This is a genomic window from Streptomyces fuscichromogenes (assembly GCF_014645815.1).
Classification (GTDB): Bacteria; Actinomycetota; Actinomycetes; order Streptomycetales; family Streptomycetaceae; genus Streptomyces; species Streptomyces fuscichromogenes.
The window spans coordinates 454,314-477,789 of the sequence record NZ_BMML01000004.1 but is presented as its reverse complement, the minus strand read 5'-3'; the positions used below and the strand labels follow the sequence as shown (position 1 = coordinate 477,789).

The 23,476-nt window shown below is 73.6% G+C and carries 8 protein-coding genes; all 8 read right to left on the bottom strand.

Annotated features, from left to right (window positions below; all coding sequences use genetic code 11):
* The 8 genes from sbnB to IEZ11_RS11430 are packed head-to-tail and all read right to left on the bottom strand — an operon-like array spanning position 1 to position 23,476.
* Positions 1-987 carry a 2,3-diaminopropionate biosynthesis protein SbnB gene (gene sbnB / locus IEZ11_RS11465; protein WP_189262561.1) on the bottom strand — a complete coding sequence of 329 codons (987 nt, stop codon included), beginning with the start codon at positions 985-987 and terminating at the stop codon, positions 1-3.
* Positions 984-1,985, bottom strand: a complete 1,002-nt coding sequence (sbnA, locus tag IEZ11_RS11460) for a 2,3-diaminopropionate biosynthesis protein SbnA (protein ID WP_189262560.1) — start codon at positions 1,983-1,985, stop codon at positions 984-986. Before sbnA ends, sbnB begins: the two co-directional genes overlap by 4 nt.
* A complete protein-coding gene (locus IEZ11_RS11455; protein WP_189262559.1) occupies positions 1,963-8,403 on the bottom strand; it encodes a non-ribosomal peptide synthetase in 6,441 nt (2,146 codons plus the stop codon). Before IEZ11_RS11455 ends, sbnA begins: the two co-directional genes overlap by 23 nt.
* Complete coding sequence (locus tag IEZ11_RS11450) at positions 8,400-11,513, bottom strand: non-ribosomal peptide synthetase (protein ID WP_189262558.1); 3,114 nt, start codon at positions 11,511-11,513, stop codon at positions 8,400-8,402. The genes IEZ11_RS11455 and IEZ11_RS11450 overlap by 4 nt, the downstream gene beginning before the upstream one ends.
* A complete protein-coding gene (locus IEZ11_RS11445; protein ID WP_189262557.1) occupies positions 11,507-16,420 on the bottom strand; it encodes a non-ribosomal peptide synthetase in 4,914 nt (1,637 codons plus the stop codon). Before IEZ11_RS11445 ends, IEZ11_RS11450 begins: the two co-directional genes overlap by 7 nt.
* Positions 16,417-21,465, bottom strand: coding sequence for a non-ribosomal peptide synthetase (locus IEZ11_RS11440; RefSeq protein WP_189262556.1), 5,049 nt, complete (start codon positions 21,463-21,465; stop codon positions 16,417-16,419). The genes IEZ11_RS11445 and IEZ11_RS11440 overlap by 4 nt, the downstream gene beginning before the upstream one ends.
* A complete protein-coding gene (locus IEZ11_RS11435; RefSeq protein ID WP_189262555.1) occupies positions 21,456-22,466 on the bottom strand; it encodes a TauD/TfdA family dioxygenase in 1,011 nt (336 codons plus the stop codon). The genes IEZ11_RS11440 and IEZ11_RS11435 overlap by 10 nt, the downstream gene beginning before the upstream one ends.
* A complete protein-coding gene (locus tag IEZ11_RS11430) occupies positions 22,463-23,476 on the bottom strand; it encodes a TauD/TfdA family dioxygenase (protein ID WP_189262554.1) in 1,014 nt (337 codons plus the stop codon). Before IEZ11_RS11430 ends, IEZ11_RS11435 begins: the two co-directional genes overlap by 4 nt.

Genomic DNA, 23,476 nt, shown 5'->3' with positions numbered 1-23,476 from the left:
TCACGCTCCGTTCGGGGCGAAGAAGTCGGAGATCTCGGTGGCGGTGCCCGTCGCGACGGCCCGGTCGAGTACGAAACGGCCCACGGCGAGGTCGAGGATGCCCATGCCGAAGGGGGAGAAGATCACCGGCCGGTCGTCGGGGACGGCGATGTCCCCGCGCAGCACACCGGCGAGCGTCCCGGTCACGAACGACCGGTCACCGGCGAGCTGTTCGGCGAGGTGCGGTGACGTGTTCTGCTTCAGGCAGTGGTCCACGTCGTCGACGATGTTCGCGGCGTGCAGCACGGTCTGCGGTGCCAGGTCCCGCAGCGACACGTGCAGGACCAGCTGGCCGGGCCGGAACCGGTGGTCCGCCGGCAGGTACGGGCGCAGAGCCGTGGTGGCGAAGACGACCAGGTCGGCGTCGCACGCGGTGGCCAGGTCCGCGGCCCGGCCGCCGGGCAGCCCGGCCGCGAGACGCTCGGCCGCCCCGGGGTTCAGGTCGTGGCAGTGCACCACCGGCGGTACCGGCGTGGTGGCGGCCAGGTAGCGGCAGATCTCCCGGGCGATCACTCCGGCGCCGATCACGCCCCAGCTGCGCGGCGGGGCGTCCTGGAGGACCCCGGCCGCCAGCGCGGCCGACGCGGCGGTGCGGGCGGCGCTGATCGCCGCCGACTCCAGCAGCGCCGTCGGGTACCCGGTGCGGTAGTCGTTGAGCACCAGTACCGCGGAGGCCCTGGGCAGTCCCCGGTCGTGGTTGCCCGGGAAGCTGGAGATCCACTTGATCCCGGCGGTCTCGGCCTCGCCGCCGAGAAAGGCCGGCAGCGCGATGATCCGGCTGTCCGGCTTCTCCGGGAACCGCAGGAAGTAGCTGTCCGGGTTGACCGTCCGCCCCGCGTCGTGCAGGAGATACGCCTCGCGCACCCGGTCGATCACGTCCTGCTCGGCACCGGCCAGCGCCGCCCGTACGGCGGGTCCGCCGACCACCGAGAAAGTCGTCGTAGTCATGTTCTCGCTTTCACTAGCTCTTCGCGGACCGGTCTGCGCGCCGACCTCGCGCTGTCCCGCAGCAGTTCGTCGCCGAAATGGGTGGCGACCCAGCCGTCGTCGTAGATGGTGTCCAGATAGGCGCCGCCGAGGTCGGGCGAGATCGCCAGCACCCGGCTGCCGGGCGGCAGGCGGTGCCGGTGGGCCATGGCCGCCGCCACCACGGTGCCGGTCGAGCCGCCGACGAGCAGGCCGTACCGGGACGCGATCCGGCGACAGGCGACGATCGTGTCCCGTTCGGAGACCAGGACCCGGCGGTACTCCCCCGGCGCGAAGATCTCCGGCTTCCGGCTCGCTCCCATTCCGGGGATCAGCCGGCGGGCCGGTGCGCCGCCGAACGTGATCGAGCCGAGCACGTCGACCGCGACCACGGTCGGCCGGGTGCCGAGACCGGCGAAGTGCTCCACGCAGCCCATCAGCGTGCCCGACGTGCCCACCCCGACGAACAGCCAGTCGGGCACCCCGAACCGCTCGCAGATCTCGACCGCGGTGCCGTCCCGGTGGGCCGCCACGTTCGCCGGGTTCGCGTACTGGTTGAGCCAGACGAGGCCGGGCTCGGTGGCCAGCCGCAGGCTGATGTAGGCGATCCGGGAACCGAGATAGCCGCCGTTGTCGTCGCGCCGCTCGACCACCACCACCTCGGCGCCGAGCGCCCGCATCTGCTGGACGCTGCGGTAGTTGCTGTTGGGGTCGGTCACCAGGGTGAGGTGGTAGCCGCGGGCCGCGCAGATCGCGGCCATCGCGACGCCGAGGTTGCCCGAGGTCGACTCGATGAGCTCGGCGCCGGGCCGGAGCAGCCCGGAGCGCTCGGCCGCGTCGATCATGGCGGTCGCGGTCTTCATCTTGATCGACCCGGCGGGGTTGCGGGACTCCAGCTTGAGCCACAGCTCGGCGTGCGGCAGCAGGCCGGTCAGCGGGACGAAGTCCTCGCCGGGGTCAGGCACGGTCGGGTTGCGCATGTGGCGTCTCCGTGGCGGGCATGAGCAGGGAGGCGAGCAGTCGGGGCCGGGTCCGGTTGAGGTAGTGGCCGCCGTCGGGGACGCCGACCACGCGCGGATCGGCGGCGAGCAGCGCCCAGTTCGGCACGGTGCCCGCGACATCGGGTACCACCGGGTCGTCGGCGGCCACGACGACGGTGAACGGCCGGGTCAACGGCTCGCCGGCGCGCAGCAGATCGGCCAGGAAGGCATTGCCGAGCGCGGTGTCACGGCGCAGCGCGGCCACCTCGTCCGGCGTCGGCGCGGGCTGGTCCGGCGCCTCGGTGTCCGGTACCGCCCAGTCCCGGACCGTCTCGTCCGGGGCGTCCAGGACCTCCCGCACGGGATGGTCCGCCGGGTCGACCGACTTGAGCGTCTTGCCGACGACGACCACCGACGCCACCCGCCCGGACGGCAGCCGGCGGGCGAGCGCCAGTGCCGGTCCCGCGCCCGCGCAGTGGCCCAGCAGGGTGAGCGGTCCCGCCACCTGGTCCAGCTCCGCCACCAGGGTGCCCAGCAGCCGGCCCGGGTCGGGGTCCGCTCCCGGCGGCAGGTCCAGCACCAGGAACCGTACGGGAAGCGACTCCTGCAGAGCCTTGGCGAGCGGCAGGTAGCCCACCGGGGAACCGCCCGCGTACGGGAAGCACACCACGGTCAGCTCCGGCCGGTCGGCCGCCGCGATCTCGGCGAGGAGGCCGCTGTCGGTGGGCCCGGTGGCCCGTGCCAGTGCCTCGGCGGTGCGGTGGCGCAGCAGTTCGCGTACGCCGAACCGGCCGCCGGAGCGCGCCGCCGCCGCCATCGCGCTGAGCGAGTGGCCGCCCAGTTCGAAGAAGTCGCCGTCGGCGCCGACGGCGTCGGCGGGCAGGCCGAGGGCGGCCGCGAACAGGGCGACCACCTCCCGTTCGGCCGCCGTCGCGGGCGGCCGGGGCCGGCGTCGCTCCGACTGCGGCAGCGGCAGGGCGGCGATGGCGGGCCGGTCCGCCTTGCCGTTCGCGTTCAACGGCACCTCGGCGAGCGGGGCGATGACGTCCGGCAGCATGTGGGCGGGGAGTTCGCGGGCCAGTTCGGCACGGATCGCGGCCGCGTCGAGGCCGGTCGCACCGCTGTACCGGGCGGCCAGCAGGCTCTGCCCGGCCTGGCGGCGGACGAAGACGAAGGCGGTCGTGATGCCGGGCACCCGGGTCAGCGCCTGCTCGATCTCCGGCAGCTCGATCCGGTACCCCCGTACCTTGACCTGCTGGTCCCGCCGGCCGACACAGTCGAGCAGCCCGTCCGGCAGCCAGCGGCCGAGGTCGCCGGTGCGGTAGAGCCGCGGGGAGGTGTCGTCGAGGGTGTTGGGCGGGAACGCGGCAGCCGTCCGCTCCGGATCGTTGACGTAGCCGGCGCCTACCGCCGGACCGCTCACCAGGATCTCGCCGAGGGTGCCGATGGGGACCGCCGTTCCGTTCTCTCCCACCACGTGCAGCGTGGTGTTCAGAACCGGCCGCCCCACCGGTACCCGTTCGGTGTCCACCGGTGCCGTGACGATGTGGTGGGTGATGTCGTCGGAGGCCTCGGTCGGCCCGTACGCGTTGACCACCGGCACCTGGTACGCGGCGAACCAGCGCCGGGCCAGGGCGGGTTGGAACGCCTCGCCGGTGACCATCAGGTAGCGCAGCGGGCCGAGTCCGGCAGGCCGTGCGGGGTCGTCGAGCAGTGCGTCGAGCAGTGCCGGGACCACCTCCAGGACGGTCACCCCGGTGTCGCCGACCGTCCGCCACAGATCGGCCGGGTCGACGACGTCGTCGACGATCACCGACCGGCCGCCGGTGAGCCACCCCGCGAGCAACTGCCAGACGGAGATGTCGAAGCACTGCGAGGCGGTCTGGGCCACCACGTCGGAGCCGCCGAGACCGAGGTCCACGATCTTGGCCTGGAGGTGGTTCAGCATGCCGCGGTGGGTCACCGTCGCGCCCTTGGGCTCACCGGTGGAGCCGGAGGTGAAGATGACATAGGCGGGATCACCGGCCGCCACCACCGCCTCGACCACCGGGGTCGGGTCGGCCGCCTCGGTCGGGTCCGCCGCCTTGGCCGGGTCAGCCGTGTTCGCCACGACCACCTCGGCCGAGCCGGCCGCCTCTATCGCCACGACCACCTCGGCCGGGTCAACCACCTCGGTCAGGTCAGCCGCCGCGGTCAGGTCGGCCGCCCGGGTCTCCGCCGTTTCGAGGACCGCCTCGTACTCCGCCCGCGTGAGCACCAGTCGGCAGTCGGCCCGCCGGACCATGCGGGCGACTCGCTCGTCCGGGTCCCCCGGCGCCAGTGGCAGATAGACGGCGCCCGCCCGGAGGATGCCCAGCACGGCCACCGCCCACGGCAGGCCCCGGGTCATCCGCACGCCCACCGCCTCGCCCGGCCGTACGCCTCGCGCGGCCAGGCCCGCGGCCAGTCGCCGGGACTCCCGGTCCAGCTCGCGATAGCCGAGCGCGTCCGTCGCGTGCTGGACGGCGACGGCGTCGGGCCGGGCGGCGACGGTTTCGGCGAACCGGTCGAGCACCGTCTCGCCCGGCACCTCGTGGTCGGGTCCGGACCGGAAGGCGGCCAGCTGCCGTGCCTCGGCGTCGTCCATCAGCGAACGGGCCGCCGGGGCCTGCGAGGGGTCGGCGGCCAGCAGCCGCAGAGCGGTCCGGTAGTAACCGGCGATGCGCTCGATCTGCCGGGTGCCGAAGGCCGAGCCGTCGTAGTGCAGGCTGAGGCCGACCGTGCCGTCCAGGGCGTCCCGGAAGAACTCCGCCCGCAGCGGGAACTCGGTCTGGCTGTGCACCGAGACACGGCGGAGCCGGAACCCGTGCTGCCGGTCGAGGTCGTTGAGCACATGGAAGTGGGTGAAGTTGAAGACCACCTCGAACAGGTCGCGGCCCGCCTCCCGGACCAGCTCGCCCATCGGGAAACGCCGGTGCGGCAGCAGCGCCACCTCCGAGGCGTGGACGCGGCGGATCAGCTCGGTCCAGCTGTCGGCATCGGTCCGCGCCCGCAGCGGCAGGGTGTTGAGGAAGAGCCCGAGGGTGGTGTCCCCGTGCTGCTGCTCGGGACGGCCGCTCAGCTCGTATCCGGTGGTGACGTCGACGCGACCGGACACGAAGGCCAGCACCGCCAGGTGCGCCGCCATCAGTACCGACTTCACCGGTACGCCGATCCGGCCGGCGAGGGCCCTGAGCTCCGTGCCGAGTTCGGCGTCCAGCGGGACGTCGAGCGTGCGCAGCGTCTGCGCCGCGTCCAGGCCTGCGTCGGGCAGCCGGGGCACCCCGGTCGGCTCCGCGCCGTCGAGCACGCCGTGCCAGAACTCCCGGTGCTCGGCGGACGCCACGGCGCGCTGTTCCAGCGCGACGAAGCGCTCGAAGCCCACCGGCTCGGCGAGCCGGGCGGGGGCGCCGGTGGTGCGCAGCGCCCCGTAGTGGGCGAAGAGGTCGTGCAGCAGCCGGTTCACGCTCCATCCGTCGAGCGCCGCCGCGTGATAGCTCAGCAGCAGGTGCCGGCGTTCGCCGCCCAGATCGCAGACCCGCATGCGGACCAGGCCCGGTTCGCCGTCCGGGAAGCCTGCCCGCAGCTCCTGCTCGACCGCCGCCGCGAGGTAGGCGCGCTGCTCCGCCTCGGTCCGGCCGGACAGGTCGACCGGCCGGCACCAGTCCGGGGCCGTCCGGTGCACCACCTGCACCGGGACCGGCTGGCGCCCGGGGTGGAAGGAGGTGCGCAACGCCGGGTGCCGGTCGGCCGCCTCCCGCGCCGCCCGCAGGAACAGCGGCCAGTCCAGCGGCCCGTCGTAGCGATAGCCGGACACGTCGTGGTAGACCGCCGCGTCCCGGGTCGCGACCTCGTAGAGCAGTCCGCGCTGCAAGTGCGTCAGCGGGTACGCGTCCACCGCGTCGGCGGGCAGCCCGGCCTTCGCGTCCTCCCCGGTGAGCAGGGCGAACGGCGCTGTGGGCCGGTCCTCGTCGGTGTCCTCGGCCCGGCGCGCCACCCGGGCCAGCGCGGCCACGGTCGGATGGGCGAACAGCTCCTGGAGGGTGAACTCCAGACCGGCCGGCCGGGCCGCGGCCAGCGCGCCGATGAACCTGATGGAGTCGAGGCCGAGGTCGAAGAGGTTGTCCTCGGCGCCGACGGGCCCGCCGCCGAGCACGCCCGAGAAGATGCCGGCCAGCGTGGTCTCCGTCTCGCCGCGGGGTGTGCCGCGGCCGGTCCGGGTGCGGAGCGCGGCCAGCGCCTTCAGGTCCCGCTTGCCGTTCGAGGTGTGCGGGATCTCGGTGATCCGGCGGATCCGCGCGGGCACCGCGTAGGCCGGCAGCCGCTCGGTGAGAGCGGCCCGCACGGTCTCCTCGGCATCCGGTCCGTCCGCGACCACGAACCCGCGCAGCATCCCGTCGACGGCGATCGCCGCGCAGTCCGTCACGCCCGCCACCCCGCGCATGACGTGTTCGATCTCGCCCAGTTCGATCCGGTGCCCGCGGATCTTCACCTGTGTGTCCAGGCGGCCGAGGTACTCCACCGAGCCGTCCTCCAGCCACCGGGCCGCGTCGCCGGTCCGGTAGGCACGCTCGCCGTGCTCCTGGGCGTCCGGCACGAAGCGCTGCGCGGTACGCGCGGGGGCGCGCAGATAGCCGCGGGCCAGCCCGGCGCCCAGCAGGTACAGCTCGCCCGGCACCCCGACCGGCGCCGGACGGCCGTCCCGGGTCAGGATCCGCAGGCGCAGGTTGTCGATGGGGACTCCGAGCGGGACCGGCCGACGCACGTCGTGGCCGGTGCAGTCGTAGTGGGTGACGTCGACGGCCGCCTCGGTGGGCCCGTACAGGTTGATCAGGGCGGGTCCCCCGTCCGGGTACGCCTCCCTGAGCAGCCGGACGGACTCGGCGCTCAGCGCCTCCCCGCTGGCGAAGATGCGCCGCAGCCCCTCGGGACGCCGGTTGCGGAGTCTGGGCAGCATCGCCTGGAGCATCGACGGGACGAAGTGCAGCGTGGTGACGGCGTGTTCCCGGATGCGGTCCAGGATGGCCAGCGGCTCGCGCTCGGCGCCGACCGGCAGCGTGCTCACCGAGCAGCCGGCCATCGACCACCAGAAGATCTCCCAGAGCGAGACGTCGAACGAGACCGGCGTCTTGTGCAGGACGACGTCGTCGGCGGCCAGTGGGTAGGCCCGCTGCATCCAGGTCAGCCGGTTGACGATGGCCCGGTGCTCGACCATCACGCCCTTGGGCGTCCCGGTCGACCCCGAGGTGTAGATGACGTACGCCAGATCGTCCTCGCCCGCGAGGTCCGGCAGGTCCGTACCGTCCAGCGCCGCGAGCCCGGGGTCGGCCGGATCGACCAGCACCTCGGCACCCGGGCACCGCGCACCGACGACGATCCGGGCCCGGCTCTCCTCGATCATGTGCCGGATCCGGGCCGCCGGGAGCGCCGTGTCGATCGGCAGGTACGCGGCGCCGGCCTTCACGATGGCGTAGAGCGCGACCAGTTCGTCCGTGGACCGGGGCACCGCCATCCCGACGATGTCGCCGGGGCCGGTGCCGAGTTCGCGCAGCCGCCGGGCCAGCCGGTTAGCTCGCTGGTTGAGCTCGGCATAGGTGGTGCCGTCGTCGCGCACCGCCACCCGGTCCGGGAACCGCGCGGCCCCGTCCTGGAGGCCGTGGTGGAGGAGGACGCCCTCGGCCCGGGGACGACCGGTCCGGTTGACCGCGGCGAGCCGCTCGGCCTCGGCGGGGTCCACCGAGGTGAGCACCGGGCCCAGCGTGCCCGGCCCGGCCGGGTCGAGCAGCTCGGTGAGGATCCTGGTGAAGGTGCGTGCCAGCCGGTCGGCCGTCGACGCCAGGAACAGATCGGTGCGGTAGCTCACCGACAGCCGGCCGTCCGCCATCGAGAACCCCAGGGTGCTCCCCGCGGGCGGCTGTCGCACATCGGTGCCCACGACCGCGAAGTCGGTGGGGACGACGCCCTCGCGCCGCAGCAGCGCCTCGGGGGACACACCGAGGTTCCGGGCTCCGGTGAGGTACGCCTCCCGGACCGCGGAGAGCAGCTGCCGACCGGACTGCCCGGGGTCGACGACGATCCGCACCGGGAAGACGCGCCCGCCGGAGTCCGTCAGCACGCAGACGTCCCGGGTGTCCGTCCGCACGGCCGCGAGCAGTGCGGTCACCGCCGTCGACAGCACCTGGACCAGGGTGGGGTCGTCGCGGGTGACCGCGGCCGCGCGCGCGGCGACGGCCGGGTCCAGAGCGGCCGTCGCCGTCGCCGTGGGCCGGTCGGCCTGCTCCGTCCCGAGCAGGTCCCGGCAGAGCAGGGTGGCTTCGGGGAGCGCGTCGATCCAGGCGAGCCAGTACGACGTCGCCTCGGGGACCCCCGGTACCGCCCGACCCGCAATCACATTGGTCACTGCATCGCTCCGTAGTCGAAGTCGGCCTCGTCGGCGTGGTCGGGAACGGCCGGACCGCGCAGCACCGGCTCGTCGGGCGCGGTGTCGAGCTCCGCGACGACGGCCAGCACGGAGTCCAGGAGGTGGGCGGCGGAATCCCGTGTGTAGAGGTCGGTGGCGTACTCCAGGTCCGCGACGAGCCGGTCCGGGTGGTCGTGGACCTGCAGATTGAGGTCGAACCGAGGGCTGCCGGTCGGCAGCAGCTCCAGACGGGCGCGCAGATTCCCGGCGGAGTACGCGTAGACGGCGATGTTCTGCAGCGCCAGGAACGCGTCGAACAGCGGGTTGCGGGTGCCCGGCCGTGCGCCGCGGCCGACGGCCAGGCCGTCGAACGCGAAGTGCTGGCGGTCCAGAGCACGGCGGTGCGTGGCGTCGAGGTCGGACACCAGGCCGGCCAGGCTCATGCCGGGTGTGATCCGCACCGGTACGGGCACCGTGGTGACGAACATGCCCACCGTGTCGGCCAGGTCGGGGTGCGACCGTCCGTGCATCGGCGCTCCGATCACCAGGCTGGTCGCGCCGCCGGTCCGGACCAGAGTGGTCGCGTAGGCGGCGAGCAGCACCACGAACGGAGTCGTACGGTGCGACCGGGCGGCCCGGGTCAGCAGGGCGGCGGCCACCGGGTCGCGGCGCTCCCGGGCGCCCGCGTCCCCCGGGCGCGGCGGGCGCGGGTGGTCGGTGACGAGCGTGCCGGCTCCCGGCATGCCGTCCAGTTCCCGGACCCAGTACCCGTGGTCACGGGTGGCCCGCTCGGCGCACCACTCGGCCGCGTCCAGCCAGCGCACCACCGGCCGGACCGCGCCCTCGGCCTCGCCCTCGTGCAGGTCGAGCAGTTGCTGGACGAGTACCCGCACCGAGACCCCGTCGGCGATCAGGTGGTGCAGGTCCAGGTAGAGGCGGGAACCGGCGAGCCGGGCGCGCAGCAGAGGTGGCACCGCCGGGTCGAACGGCCTGACGAAACCCGCGAGTTCGGTGTCCGGGTCGCCGGGCGGTACCGACTCCCAGGCCAACTCGGCCTCGTCCAGCACCTGTTGGCGAAGTCCCGTGGCGTCGACGAAGAGCCGGGTGCGCAGGGCGTCGTGCCGGCGGACCAGGGTGCGCAGGGCGGCCCGCAGCCGGTCGGGGTCCAGCGGGCCGTCGAGGTCGAGCCGGATCGGGATGTTGTAGGCGAGCGAGTCGGGCCGGGCCTGCCACAGCGCGTAGAGGCCGCGCTGGCTCGGGTGGACCGCGCCGGTCGAACCGGTGCCGGCCGGGATCGCCGGGACCGCCGCCGGTGCGGCCGCCAGCCGCCGGGCCATCTCGCGCAGCGTGTCCGCTTCGTAGGCGTCGGCGAACCGCAGGCTGCGCCCCATCCGCCGGTCGATCAGGTCGAGCAGACGGGCCAGCTTCAACGAGTCGCCGCCGATGTCGAAGAAGCCGCTGTCGGGATCGAGGTCCGACGCCCGGCAGCCCAGCACGGTGGCCCACAGCCGGTGCAGGGGCGGCACGTCCTCGTCGGCCGGCACGTCCTCGTCGGCCGGTTCGCCCGCGTCGGCCGGTCCGGCCTCGTCCGGCAGGGGCAGTCGGCCGTGGTCCACCTTGCCGGTCGGTCCGAGCGGCAGTTCGTCCAGGACGAGCAGGCGCGCCGGCCGCAGGTAGCCGGGCAGCAGCCGGGCGAGCGCCGACCGCAGGGGGCCCGCGCCGGTTCCGTCGGTGACGGCGTACGCGATCAGCCGTGCCTCGCCCGCCGCGTCCCGCCGGGCCACCGTGTGCGCCTGCCGCACCTCCGGCAGGGTGCGCAGCGCCGCGGTGACCTCGGCGGGCTCCACGAGCTGCCCCATGATCTTGACCTGCTGGTCGACCCGGCCGTGGAAGTGCAGCACGCCCGCCGTGTCCCGGGTGACCCGGTCACCGGTGCGGTACCGGCCGTCGCGGAAACGGGTCGCGGTCAGCTCCGGGTCGTTCAGATAGCCCCGGGCGACCCCGGCCCCCGCGACCCACAGCTCGCCCTCGGTGCCGTCCGGGACCGGATCGCCCCGGTCGTCGCAGACGAACAGGTCGGTGGCCTCGATCGCGCGGCCGATCGGGATCGGCTCGGGCACCGGCCGGGTGACGCGGTGCACGGTGGTGAAGGTGGTGTTCTCGGTCGGCCCGTACCCGTTGTAGAGCTCCAGTCCGGGGCAGTGTTCCAGTGCCAGGGCCGCGTGTTTGGGCGAGACCACGTCCCCGCCGGTCATCAGCACCCGCAGACGGGCGAACATGCCGGGATCGTGCTCCGCCATACGATGGAACAGCGGCGCCGTCAGCCAGGCGAACGTGATCCGCTCGCGCCGCAGGAACGCGCCGTACAGCGCCGGGCGGGCCATGGTCTCCGCATCGGCGATGTGCAGGGCCGCGCCGTTGAGCAGGGCGCCCCAGATCTCCAGGGTGGCCGCGTCGAACTCCGGGGCGGCGCCGTGCGCGATCCTGTCCTGCGGGCGGAAACCCGCGTAGCGCGCTCCGCACACCAGCCGGATCACGCCGGCCTGGCCCACGACGACGCCCTTGGGCTCGCCCGTGCTGCCGGAGGTGAACATGACGTAGGCCGGCACGCTCTCGTCCGGCACGTCCTCGAACGGCACGTCCTCGAACGGCACGTCCTCGAACGGCACGTCCTCGAACGGCGCGTTCTCGTCCGGGGCGGTGTCGGCGTCGCCCTCGTCGAGCACCTCCGCCGCGGTGCGCAGCCGGGTCCGGTCCGGGAGGGCCGCCGCCTCCGGTCCGGGTCCGTCGCCCGTGCGCACCACGAGGCGCAGGTCCGCCTTCGCCGCGATCCGCCGCAGCCGGACCGCCGGGTGCCCCGGGTTGAGCGGCACGTATCCGGCACCGGCCAGCACCGTGCCGACCAGCGCCGTGACGAAGGAGGCCGACCGACCGCCCGCGATGCCGACGAGCGTGCCCTTCCGTACCCCCAGGCGGGTCAGCCCGCTCGCGAACGCCTCGGCGTCCGCGAGCAGTCGGGCGTAGGTGCGGACGGAGCCGTCCTCGGCCAGGGCAACGCGGTCCGGGTGCTGGGCGACCTGCGCCCGGAACCGCTCGGCGATCGTCACCACCGGGCGTCGCCCTCGTCGGCGGAGAGCCGGCCGGCCAGGTCGTCGATGCCCGCCTCGCGGGCGCGCCGCCCCACCTCGGCGGTGAAGCCGCCGAGGGTCGGGTGCTCGAACACGGCGCGTACCGGCACGGTCAGACCCAGCAGGTCGGAGAGCGTCAGGGTGATGTCCATGGCCAGCAGGGAGTGTCCGCCGAGCAGGAAGAAGTCCTCGTCCGGGCGTACGTCCTCCAGGTCGAGCAGTTCCGCCCACATCCGGCCGATGACCGGCAGCGCCGCCGCGTCCGGTGCGGCATCGCCGCCGGTGTCCGGGTCCGGGGCCGCGTCGGCGCTCCCGTCCGGCCAGGGCAGGTCGAACTCGGCGACCCGACGCCGCGGATCCCGCACCGCCTCGGCCAGCACCCGGAGCCAGGCCGCGCCGAGCGCCTCGACGGTGGCGGCGTCCAGGACGTCGGTCCGGTAGCCGAACGAGGCCCGCAGCTCGCCCCCGGTGTGCTCGACCGACAGGTCCAGATCGAACTTGGCCGTCGAGTACTCGGTCCGCAGTTCCTCCACCTCCAGCCCCGGCAGGGCGAGTTCGGCGGCCGCGTCGTCGTCCACCGCGAACAGCACCTGGAAGACCGGATGGTGGCGGGCGTCGCGCCGCGGGCCGATCTGCTGTACCACCCGCTCGAAGGGCACGTCCTGGTGCTCGTAGGCGCCCAGGGCGGTCTCCCGCACGCGTTCGAGCACCTCGGCGAAGGCCGGGTCCCCGGCCAGGTCGAAGCGGAGCGCCACGGTGTTGACGAAGAAGCCGAGCAGCGGCTCCAGCTCCAGCCGGGTACGCCCGGCGGTGGGCGTACCGATCACCAGGTCGCGCTGCCCGGTGCGGCGGGCGAGCAGCACCCCGAACGAGGCCAGCAGGGTCATGAAGAGCGTCACACCGTGCGCCCGGCTGACTCCCAGCAGGTCGCGGTGGAGGTCCGCCGGGACGGCGACGGAGACGCTCGCCCCGTCCACGTTCCCGGTGCCGGCCGTCCGCGGCCGGTCCAGCGGCAGGGCCAGCACCTCGGGCGCGCCGGTCAGCCGGTCCTTCCAGTAGTCGAGTTGCCGCTGCCCGTCGGGACCGGCGAGCCAGTCCCGCTGCCACACCGCGAAGTCGGCGTACTGCAGCCGCTGTTCCGGCAGGCCCGGCGCCCGGTCTTGTGCGGCGGCCGCGTAGAGCTCACCGAGTTCCCGGTACAGCACCGAGGTCGACCAGCCGTCGGTGACGATGTGGTGCTGGGTCAGCAGGAGGACGTGCTCCTCCGCGCCGAGGGTGATCAGCATGGCCCGGACGAGCGGCCCCTGGCCGAGGTCGAACGCCCCGCGCTCATCGGCCCTGATCAGCATGTCGAGCGCCTCGGTCCGCTGCGGCTCGGGCAGTTGGGAGAGGTCACGGCGGCTCAGCGGAACCCGGACGTCCTTGCCGATCGTCTGGTGCAGCCGGCTGTCGGCCCAGGAGAAGACGGTGCGCAGGATCTCGTGCCGGGCGACCAGGCGCTGCACCGCCTCCTCCAGCGCGTCCACCCGCAGGGGTCCGGTCAGCCGCAGCACCGCGGGCACGTGGTAGCTGACGTCGCCGCCGTTGAGCCGGTCGAGGAACCAGAGCTGTTCCTGGGCCGGCGAGGCGGGAAGCAGCGCCGCGTCGCGCGGCGCGGCGGCGATGGTCTGTTCCTGTCCCTGGTCCGCGCGGGTGACCAGCTCCGCGGCGAGCGCGGCCACCGTCGGGTACTGGTAGATGGTCCGCAGCGGCACCTCCCGGTGCAGCGACCGCCGGATGCGTGCCGCGACCTGGGTGAGCATCAGCGAACTGCCGCCGAGAGCGAAGAAGTTGTCGTGGCGGCCGACCCGGTCGGCGCGCAGCACCTCGGCCCAGATCTCGGCGAGGCGACGCTCGGTCGGTGTCCGGGGCGGCACATGGTCGCCGGCGGCGTCGTCCGCCGTGGCCGGCTCCGGCAGCGCCCGGCGGTTGATCTTCCCGTTCGCGTTGAGCGGGAGCGCGTCCAGCACCATGATCACCGACGGGATCATGTAGGCGGGCAGCCATTCGGTCAGGAAGGCCACCAGGTCGACCTCGGCCTCGCCGTCCAGCAGCGTCGCGTAGCCGACGAGCCGTGCGTCGCCGCCGACCGCGGCCGGGCGCACCACCACCACGGCGTTGTCCACCGCCGGGTGTCCGCGCAGTGCGGACTCGATCTCGCCGAGCTCGATCCGGAAACCGTGCACCTTGACCTGGTTGTCGATCCGGCCCAGGATCTCCAGCACCCCGTCCGGGCGGAACTTCGCCAGGTCGCCGGAGCGGTACATGCGGGCCCCGGCCAGGCGGGAGAAGGGGTCGGGCAGGTACCCTCGCGCGGTCTGCCGGGCGTCCCGGTGGTACCCGCGGCCCACACCGACCCCGCCCACGTACAGTTCGCCCGGCACTCCGACCGGCTGCGGCTGCAGCCACTCGTTGAGCACGTAGAGCTGGGTGTTGGCGGTGGGCCGGCCGATCGGCACGATGCCGTCCTCGCTCGTCGGGCCCTCGTGCCGGGCGAGCGTGGCGTTGTCGATGGCCGTCTCGCTGAGCCCGTACGCGGCCACGATCTGGGTGTCGTCCCGGCACAGATCACGTACCCGCAGGTAGTCCCGGGAGTACCAGATGTCGCTGCCGGCCACCAGCAGATCGAGGAAGTCCAGCCGCAGGCCCGCCTCCTGGAGGTGATCGGCCAGCGCCGCGAGGATGGGGGTGATGAACTCGGCGCTGTTCACCTCCTCGCGCACCATGAGGGCGTGGAGGTCCGGCGGGGACATCACCGTCTCGTGCGGGACGACGACCAGCTTCGCCCCGCTGAACAGGGCCCGGGTGGCGTCCGCGACGAAGATGTCGAAGGCGAAGCTGGTCATCTGCAGATGCGAGCGCATCGGGGTGTCCCGCAGGTACGTGTGCTCCCAGAAACGGAAGTAGTTCACGTAGTTGCGGTGCGTGACCATCGCGCACTTCGGGGTGCCGGTGGATCCGGACGTGTAGAACATGCACGAGAGCTGGTCCGGGTCGATGGCGACCACGGGAGCGGTGTCCGGCATCGTGTCCAGCGTCGCCCGCTCCTCGTCGAGCCGCAGGGCGTCGGCCAGTGCGGGAACCTCGCGGACGGTGGCGGTGGTGCTCACCACGACCGGCACCGCCGCGTGGCCGAGCATGTACTCCAGCCGGTCGCTCGGATAGTCCGGGTCCAGCGGTACGTAGACGCCACCGGACTTCAGCACGCCGAGGAAGGCGACGACGACGTCCACGCCGCGTTCCATGCACACACCGACCGGGGTCTCCGTACCCACCCCCCGGCCGCGCAGCAGGTGCGCCAGCTGGTTGGCCCGGCGCTCCAGCTCGGCGTAGGTGAGCCGGTCGGAGCCCTTGACCACGGCGAGCGCGTCCGGTGTGCGGGCCGCCTGCGCGTCGAACAGCTCCGGCATGGTCAGCAGATCACCGATCGCGAGCCCGGTGTCGTTCCAGGTGACGAGTTGGTGTTCGCGCTCCGCGGGAGTCAGCATCGGCACCGCGGCGACCGGGGCGCCCGGATCGTCGAGCAGCGCGCCGAGCAGCTGCACCCAGTGGCCTGCGGCTCGCTGCGCGGTCTCCGCGGTGAACAGGTCGGTGGCGTACTCGATCTCGCCGCGGAACACGTCACCCTGCTGGATGAGGTCCAGACTGAGGTCGAACTTCGCGGACACCTGTGTGTCGGTGAGTGTGTCCACGGTGATGCCCGGCAGTCTCAGCTCGCCGGTCAGCTCTGCGGTCTGCAGTCCGAAACTGGCCTGGACCAGGGGTGAGTAGCTCGGGTCCCGGTCGGCCTGCACCGCCTGCACGACCTCGTCGAACTGCACGTCCATGTGGTCGAAGGCGTCGTAGACGGCCTCCGCGGTCGCGGTGACCAGGTCGTGGAGGCCGAGTTCGGGTGCGGTGTCCACCCGGATCACCAGGGTGTTGACGAAGCATCCGATCAGGCCGTCGAGATCGGGGTCGGGACGGCGGACCACCGGAATGCCGACGGCCAGGTCCCGTTCGCCGGTGTACCGGGCGAGCAGCGCGAAGAACGCCGAGAGGAACACCACGAACGGGGTCACGCCCTGTTCCCGGCCGAACTCCGCCACCCGTCGGGCGAGTTTGGCGCTCACCTCGAACTCGGCGACCGATCCGCGGTAGCTCTGCACCGCCGGACGGGAGTGGTCCGCGGGCAGTTGCAGCGTCGGCGGCGGCGGGGCCAGCCGCTGCTGCCAGTAGCGCAGCTGCTCGCCGGCCCCGTCCGTCCGGCCGCGCTCGGCGAAGTCGGCGTACTGCACGGGCAGTTCGGGCAGGTCCGGCGCCCGGCCGGAGAGGCGGGCCGAGTACAGCTCGCCCAGTTCGGCGAGGAGCACGGCGGCCGAGGACCCGTCGAAGACGATGTGGTGGAACGTCAGTGCCAGCACGTGCTCCTCGGCCGCGCAGCGCACCACGGCCGCCCGCAGCGGAGCCTCCTCGGCCAGGTCGAACGGCGCGTGGGTCTCCTCGTCGAGCAGCTCGCGCAGCCGTCGGTCCCGGTCGGGCTCGGCGGCGATGTCGTGCACCGGCAGCGGTACATGGGCGCCCTCGGTGACCACCTGCACCGGCACTCCGGCGCGGTCCGGGAACCGGGTGCGCAGGATGTCGTGCCGGGCGACGATGTCGCGCAGGCACCGCTGGAGCACACCGACGTCGAGCGGGCCGCGCAGCCGCAGCAGCAGCGGGATGTTGTAGAGCGAGCTGTCCGGGTGCAGTCGGTGCATCAGCCACAGGTGCTGCTGCGCCGCGGAGAGCGGCCGGTCCTGTCCGGACGCGGGCGCGACGGGCCCGGCGGTGTCCGGTCGCTGCCGCCGCTTGCGCGGAACGATGCTCATCGGGGGCCCTCCAGGGTGTGCGTCGGCGCGATCGCCGCGTCCAGTTCGGCGCGCAGCGTGTCGGCGTAGGCGTCGAGCCGGTCCGCACCGACCAGGTCGGGGTCGTACTGGACGGTCACCCGCAGGCGGTCGTCGGCGATCTCGGCGTGGGTGGCGACCGCGAAGCCGACGTCGGTGACGTGGTCGCGTTCCGCGGTCACCCGGGCACCGTCCGGTGTGCCGGCCGGCTCGGACTGCTCGAACTGGACGAAGTTGAAGAACGTGTCGAACAGCGGCGCGCCGGTGCCGCAGTGCTGGATGTCCACCAGCGGGAGGGCGTGGTGGCCGATCAGGGACTGCTCGGTCCGCCACAGGTGGGCCGGCTCGGCGGCGGCCTCCGCCGCGACCGGCACGGTGTTCAGGAACAGGCCCAGTGTCCGGTCGCCTCCTTCCTCACCGATGCGCCCGTTCATCACCAGTCCGGTGACCACGTCCGTACGTGCGGCCGCCACCGCCAGGGCCCGCACGTGCGCGGTGAAGAGCAGCGACTTGACCGGTACCCGGGCCGCCTCGGCGGCCCGGACGAACGTCGTCGCGGGCACCTCGTCGTAGCGGAGGACCAGCGCCCTGCTCATCCGGGGGCGCTCGGTGCTGGCCAGCAGCAGGGGCCGGACGCCGGACAGGGCCTCGCGCCAGTACCGGCGGGTGTCCTCGTCGGTCTGGGCGGCGAGCTCCGCCTCGACATAGCGGCGGTAGGGCAGCGTCGGTGCCTGCTCCGCCCGCTGTCCGAGCCGGCAGCGGTCGTACTCGGCGAGCAGTTCCTCGGTCATCAGCTGCAGGCTCAACCCGTCGAGCACCCCGTGGAAATGGGTCTGCACCAGCTCGAAGGTGTCCGGGCCGGTCCGCAGCGCGGCCAGCCGCAGCATCGGCGCCCGCCAGTCGAAGCGCGCGGCCTCCTCCGCCGCGACGAGCACGGCGATCCGCTCGTCGCGCCCGGCCGCGGTGAGAGCGGTCAGGTCCTCCGTACGGCAGGGGATCTCGACGTGTTCGTGCACGAGTTGCAGCGGTGTCCGGTAGCCGGCGAGGTCGAAGGAGGTACGCAGCGCCTCGTGGCGGGCGGCGAGCCGGGCCGCGGCCGACCGCAGTGCCGCCGGGTCCCAGTCGCCGCGCACCGTGACCACCGTGACGACGTGGTAGCTGCCGCTGTCCGGCGAGGTCTCGGCGTGGTACACCATGGCGAGCTGCAGCGCGGTCATGGGGTACGCGTCCACGACGTCACCCGCCAGCCGCTCGCGGTCCGCCGGGTCGATCAGGTCGAAGGCGGTCCGCTCGGGAGCGGGCGGCTCGGCGGCGGGCTCCTGGCCGGTGATCTCGGCGGCCAGCGCCCGGATCGTCACGGCGCGGAAGACCGTGCGCAGCGAGAACCGCAGCCCGGCGCGCCCGGCCACCGCCCGCATCCGGATGGCCCGGATCGAGTCTCCGCCGAGGGCGAAGAAGTCGTCGTCGATGCCGATCCCGGTGCGGCCGAGCACCTCCTCCCAGACCGCGACGAGCGCGCGTTCGCCGGTGGTGGTCGGCTCGGTGACGACCCGGTCCTGCTGTCCCGGGGCGGGCAGCGCGTTCCGGTCGAGTTTGCCGTTCGCGGTCAGCGGCAGTTCGTCCAGGTAGACCACCTCGGCCGGGACGAAGGGCTCCGGCAGCCGCTGCGCGGCCCACTGCCGCAGCAGCGCCGCGTCGGGCACGGCCAGGGGCGGCTCGGCGACCGGCCGGGGGTCCTCGCGGTATTCCGGACGGACGGCGTAGACCGCGTACCGGTCGGTGCCGGCCAGCAGGTCGTCCTGTTCGGTGACCACCTCGAAGCCGCGGGTGCGCAGGTACTCCTCGATCTCCCTGACCCGGCCGTCCGGTGCGCCGCCGGTGTCGTCGTGCACCTCCAGGGCGACCTGCTGGACGAGCGCGAGGTGTGCGTCGTCGATGCCGTGCAGGACGTCGAGTTCGGCCCGTTGTACGTCGATCTTGAGGAGGTCGACCCGGGTCACGTCGGTCTCGGCGAGCACGTCGGAGAGACGGCGCAGGGTGACCTGCGCGGTGTCCGGGGTGAACCGGTCGGCCAGCACGTCCGAGACCTCGCCGAACAGGGCCTCCTCCCGCCGGTTGGTGAGGAACCGGCGGACCACCGAGATCTCCGCGGCCGGGTCGGCGTACGCGGCCAGGCCGGACATCATCGAGTAGCCGGGGTACACGGTGAACGACGCGGAGCCCGCCCGGTCGGAGAGACCGACGGGGAACAGCTCGACCCGGCTGCGGCGGCCCTGGAGGTTCTTCTCCAGCAGCGCGTACGGCTCGGGCAGCGGTTCGAACGCCAGGATCCGCGCGCCGGGGCAGGTGGCGTCGACGAACCGGGCGAACATGCCGATGTTCGCGCCCACGTCCAGCACCACCGCGTCCTCGCGCAGCGTGATGCCGCCCCGCAGGTACGTGCGCTGGACGAAGATCTCGTCGAAGAGGTACCGGGTCTCGTGCGGGTTCACTCCGACGATGTCGTCCAGCAGGCCGGCGGTCGCCTCCGGCCGCGGCACCACGAACGCGGTGAGCCGGTCCGGGGCCGTGGCCGCTCCGGGGGCCGTCGCCGCTCCGGGGGCCGTGGCCGCTCCGGGGGCCGTCGCCGCTCCCTGGGCCGTGGCCGCTCGCGGTGCCGTCGGCCGCCGGTCGACGACGGCGCGGGCGAGGGCCGGGTGGGCCTGGAGGACCGCCGCCACCTCACCCGGTTCCAGGCGATGCCCGTTGATCTTGATCTGGTCGTCCAGCCTGCCCAGATAGGCGATGCGGCCGTCGTCGAGGAACCGGACCCGGTCCCCCGTCCGGTAGGCACGGACTCCGTCGATCTCGGTGAAGCGTGCGGCGCCGGCCTCCTCGTCGGCCCAGTAGCCGCGGGCCACCTGGGGGCCGGCGACCATGAGTTCGCCCGCGCAGCCGGGCGGCACCGGCCGGCCCGCGGAGTCCACCACATGGACCCGGAGGCCGGGCAGCGGCCGGCCGATGGACGGGGTGTCCGCCCCGTCCACGCGGGCCCAGGTGGTGTCCACCGTGCATTCGGTGGGTCCGTACAGGTTCACCGCCCGCACCCCGTCGAGGCCGGCGAGGTCCTGCCACAGCGCCTCGTCCACGGCTTCCCCGCCGACCAGCAGCAGCTCCGGCAGGCGCCGGCCCGGCTCCCGGCTGTCCAGGATCAGCCGCAGGTGGGACGGCGTGCAGTCGAGTACCCCGGCCCGGTGCTCGGTGAGCCAGTCCAGCAGTGCCGGGACGTCCCGGCGGGTCTCCTCGCTCACCAGGCACAGGGTGCGTCCGGCGGCGAGTTGCAGCAGTTGCTTGACCGAGGCGTCGAAGCCGAGCGACGCGTTGACCGCGACCCGCAGCCCGTCCGGCGCGTCGGCGTACACGGTCTCCTGGAGGGCCGTGAACAGCGCGACCGCGTTGCGGTGCTCCACCACCACCGGGCGGGCTGCGCCGGTGGAGCCCGAGGTGAAGATGATGTACGCAGGGTCCGCCGGCTCGATCCGGACCCGCTCGCCGCTCTTCGCCGGCCCGGTACCGTCCAGTGCCAGCGTGGGCAGGTGCGCGCCGAGGGCGGTCAGTGCCGCTCCGCCCGGCGTGCCGATCACCAGTGCGGCGTCCACGGCCCGTGCCTGCGCGGCGAGCCAGGCGGTGGGGTGCACCGGGTCGAGCGGAACGTAGACCGCACCGGCGCGCAGCACGCCGACGAAGGCCGCGACCACCGACGCGGACCGCTCGCCGAGCACGACCACGCGGTCCCCGGGGCGGACGTTCCGTTCGCGCAGCCGGTCGGCTGTCGCGTCCGCGGCGCGGTCGAGCTCCGCGAAGGTGAGCGTGGCGTCGGGCGCGATCACCGCGATGTCCGTCCCCGCCGCCGCGGCGAACGCGTCGTCGAGCAGGGCCACCAGGGTCTGCTCGGCGTACGGGCCGGCCAGTCCCGCCCAGCGGGCCAGTGCCTGGGTCTCGGTGGGCCCGGCACCGCCGCCGGCCAGCTCGGCCGCCACGGATTCGAGCAGCATCCGCCCGGCCGCCGGATCGGTGTCCGGCCCGCAGAGGTGCAGCGTCAGGCGCAGCCGGCCGTCCTCCACGACACACTCCAGGTGCAGGCCGGTGGCGGGCAGCGGAGCGGTCACCGACACGGACTCGGTGCCCAGCGCGGTGAGGTGTTCGGTGCGGGGCCGCGGGTGCAGGGCGAACCCGGCGGCCGCGGGCCGGTCCAGCGGCGCCACCCGGAGGCTGCGGCCGCGGGCCGCGGCGAGCGCTGTTCCGAGCGCGCTGTCGTCGGCCCCGACGGGCAGGTCGACCGCGACGAAGCAGCCGAGCGGGCCGAACACCGCGGCCGTGCCGTCCGGGTACCGGCCCGAGTCGTACCAGGCGACGGTGACCGTCTCGGCGTCCTGGTCGAGGTAGCGGCCAAGAGCCCGCAGCCAGGCCCCGAGCACCCGCGGCTCCGGGTCGGCGTCGGACAGCGGGCACTCGATCGTCAGGTCCGCGGGCGCGGTGTCCCGGTAGGGCAGCGTTACCGAGGTGACCGCGTCGGGCTGAGCGGGCACGTCGCCGGCGGCTTCGTCGGCCTGCCACTCGGCGACGTCCAGGAACTGGATACGGTCGGGGTCCTCGGCCGGCTGCGTGCCCAGGTAGTACGCCGCGAACTCGTCGAGGAGCAGGACCAGGCTCTCCCGGTCGGCCACCAGCACCGAGGCGTCGACCGTCAGCCGGTCCGCCGCGAGCGTCACGGTCACCGGCGCCGGGCCGGCCTCCTCCTCGGGGGCGCGGACCGGCAGCACGGCGTCCTCGTCGACGACCTGGATCGGCATACCGGTACCCGTCAGGTCGCCGATGCGCAGCCGCAGCGCCTCGTGCCGCTCGACCACCGCGGCCAGCGCCCGCTCGACCCCGGCCCGGTCGAGGGACGCCGCGGTCCGCAGCTGCGCGGTGACGCGGCCGTCCGGGTCGTCGGTCCAGTGCCACCGCTGCTGGGTCGAGAGTCGGTAGCTTTCGGTTACGGGCATGGAAGGGCTCGATTCACGTAAAGGTCCGACATCGCGACAAGGGTCCGGCGCTCGCCGGTGAACGGCTCGCGGCCGTGCGTCGCCAGGAAGTTGTCCACCATCAGGACGTCACCGCGCCGCCACGGGAAGGAGACCGCCGTCTCCTGGTACAGGTTCCTGATCAGATCGACGACCTGGGGCTCGATCGGCGAGCCGTCACCGTAGTAGGCGTTGCGGGGCAGCCCTTCCAGGCCGTACTCGCCGATGAGCGTCTGCGCCACCTCCGCCGGCATGTTGGAGACGTGGAACAGGTGGGTGTGGTTGAACCACACCTGCTCGTCGGTGCGCGGGTGGCGGGCCATCGCCTGGCGCACGGCGCGGGTCCGCAGTCCGTTGCCGCCGGTCCACTGGAACTCGGTGTTCGACGCGCGGCAGTAGGCCTCGACCTCGGCGCGGTCCGAGGTCTGGAACACCTCCTGCCAGGGCAGGTCGAGCTCCTCGCCGTAGTTGCGCACGTACATCACGCCGTGCCGCAGGAACCGTTCGCGGATCTCCGCCGGCAGCCTCGGGGTGAACCGGCGTTCGCCGGCCAGCGGGGTGGCACCGCCGGTCTCCGCGGGGAGGTCGCAGTAGAAGTACAGCCGGCTGGGCCAGTTGTGCGCGTACGACATCTCGTGGTGCAGCGGGATGACCTGGTCGGAGGCGAACTCCGTGGAGGTGAAGACCTTGTCGGCGACCTCCTCTCGCGGTGCCGCCCGTTCCAGGTAGCCGAGCAGGTCGGGGCTGATCCCGCGCGCGACCGCTCCGAAGGATCCGGCGTCGGGCACCGAGAATCCGCGGAGGAGGACGGCGCAGTGCCGGTCGAGGTCGGCCAGGAGTTCCTCGCGGTGGGCCGCCACGTACGGCGCGAGCGGAGCTCCGTCGCCGCTCTGCAGCACCAGGCAGAAGTCGTCGTCGACGAACGAGCGGCTCACCGGGTCGGCGGCGGTGCGCGTGCGCCGTCGCACCGGGCCGGGGGTCATCGGACCGCTCCGCTCACCGGGGCCGACGACCAGCGGTCGGCCATCGCCGTCAGGATCCGCCGTGGGCCCTCGAACGGCTCCCGCGCGTGCGCGGCGAGCATGTTCTCGACGAGCAGGACGTCGCCGCGCTCCCAGTCGAACCCCACGGTCTCGGCCCGGTAGGCCGCCCGGATCTCGGCGATGGTCTCCGCCGGGATCACACTGCCGTCGCCGAAGTAGGTGTGGTACGGCAGGTTGTCCTCGCCGACCGCGGCGAGCAGCCCGTCGCCCACCTCACCGGCGAGCGTGGCGTTGTTGAAGAACAGCGCGTGGTTGAACCAGGTCTCCTGCCCGGTGCCCGGGTGGCGCCGGATCGCCGGCCGGACCTGCCAGGTCCGCAGCTGCTCGGCGCTGACCCAGTCGCAGGAGATGTCGTGCCGCGCGCAGTACGACTCCACCTCGGCACGGCTGTGGGTCTGGAACGCCTCCTGCCAGCTCAGGCTGATGCCCGGCAGGTAGTTGCGGACGTAGCGCACGCCGTGCTCCCGGAAGCGCTCGACCGTCGGGCCGCCGAGCCGGGCCAGTACCCGTCGGCTGTCGGCGAGCGGGGTGCGGCCGCCGGCGGTGGCGGGCTGCTGGCAGCAGAAGACGATCCGCAGCGGCCAGTCCAGCGTGTACGACTGCTCGTTGTGCAGGGCGATGTGCTGGTCCGCGGGGTGGTCGGTGGAGGTGTAGACCCCTTGGGTGATCTCGTGCCGGGGCGAGGACCGCTCGCCGTAGTCCAGGACGTCGCCGGAGAGCCCGGCCATGACACTGCGGAACGTGTCCGGTGAGTCGACGCCGAAGCCTCGGAAGAGCACGGCACCGCTGTCGTGGGCGAGCCGGGCGACGGTCTCCGGGTGGTCCGAGAGCCAGGACACGAGGTCGGCCGCGCCCGTGCCACGGACCAGGGCCGGCAGGCTGCCGCCCTGCCCTTGCGGGGTCACCGTGACCGTGGTCTTGCGGGCACTGCGGCGGGATGGCGCGCTCAT

Bases quoted from the DNA above. Each gene is read 5' to 3' on its own strand.
- sbnB (WP_189262561.1), bottom strand. From the start codon at position 987: ATGACTACGACGACTTTCTCGGTGGTCGGCGGACCCGCCGTACGGGCG.
- sbnA (WP_189262560.1), bottom strand. From the start codon at position 1,985: ATGCGCAACCCGACCGTGCCTGACCCCGGCGAGGACTTCGTCCCGCTG.
- IEZ11_RS11445 (WP_189262557.1), bottom strand. From the start codon at position 16,420: ATGAGCATCGTTCCGCGCAAGCGGCGGCAGCGACCGGACACCGCCGGG.
- IEZ11_RS11440 (WP_189262556.1), bottom strand. From the start codon at position 21,465: ATGCCCGTAACCGAAAGCTACCGACTCTCGACCCAGCAGCGGTGGCAC.
- IEZ11_RS11435 (WP_189262555.1), bottom strand. From the start codon at position 22,466: ATGACCCCCGGCCCGGTGCGACGGCGCACGCGCACCGCCGCCGACCCG.
- IEZ11_RS11430 (WP_189262554.1), bottom strand. From the start codon at position 23,476: ATGAGCGCGCCATCCCGCCGCAGTGCCCGCAAGACCACGGTCACGGTG.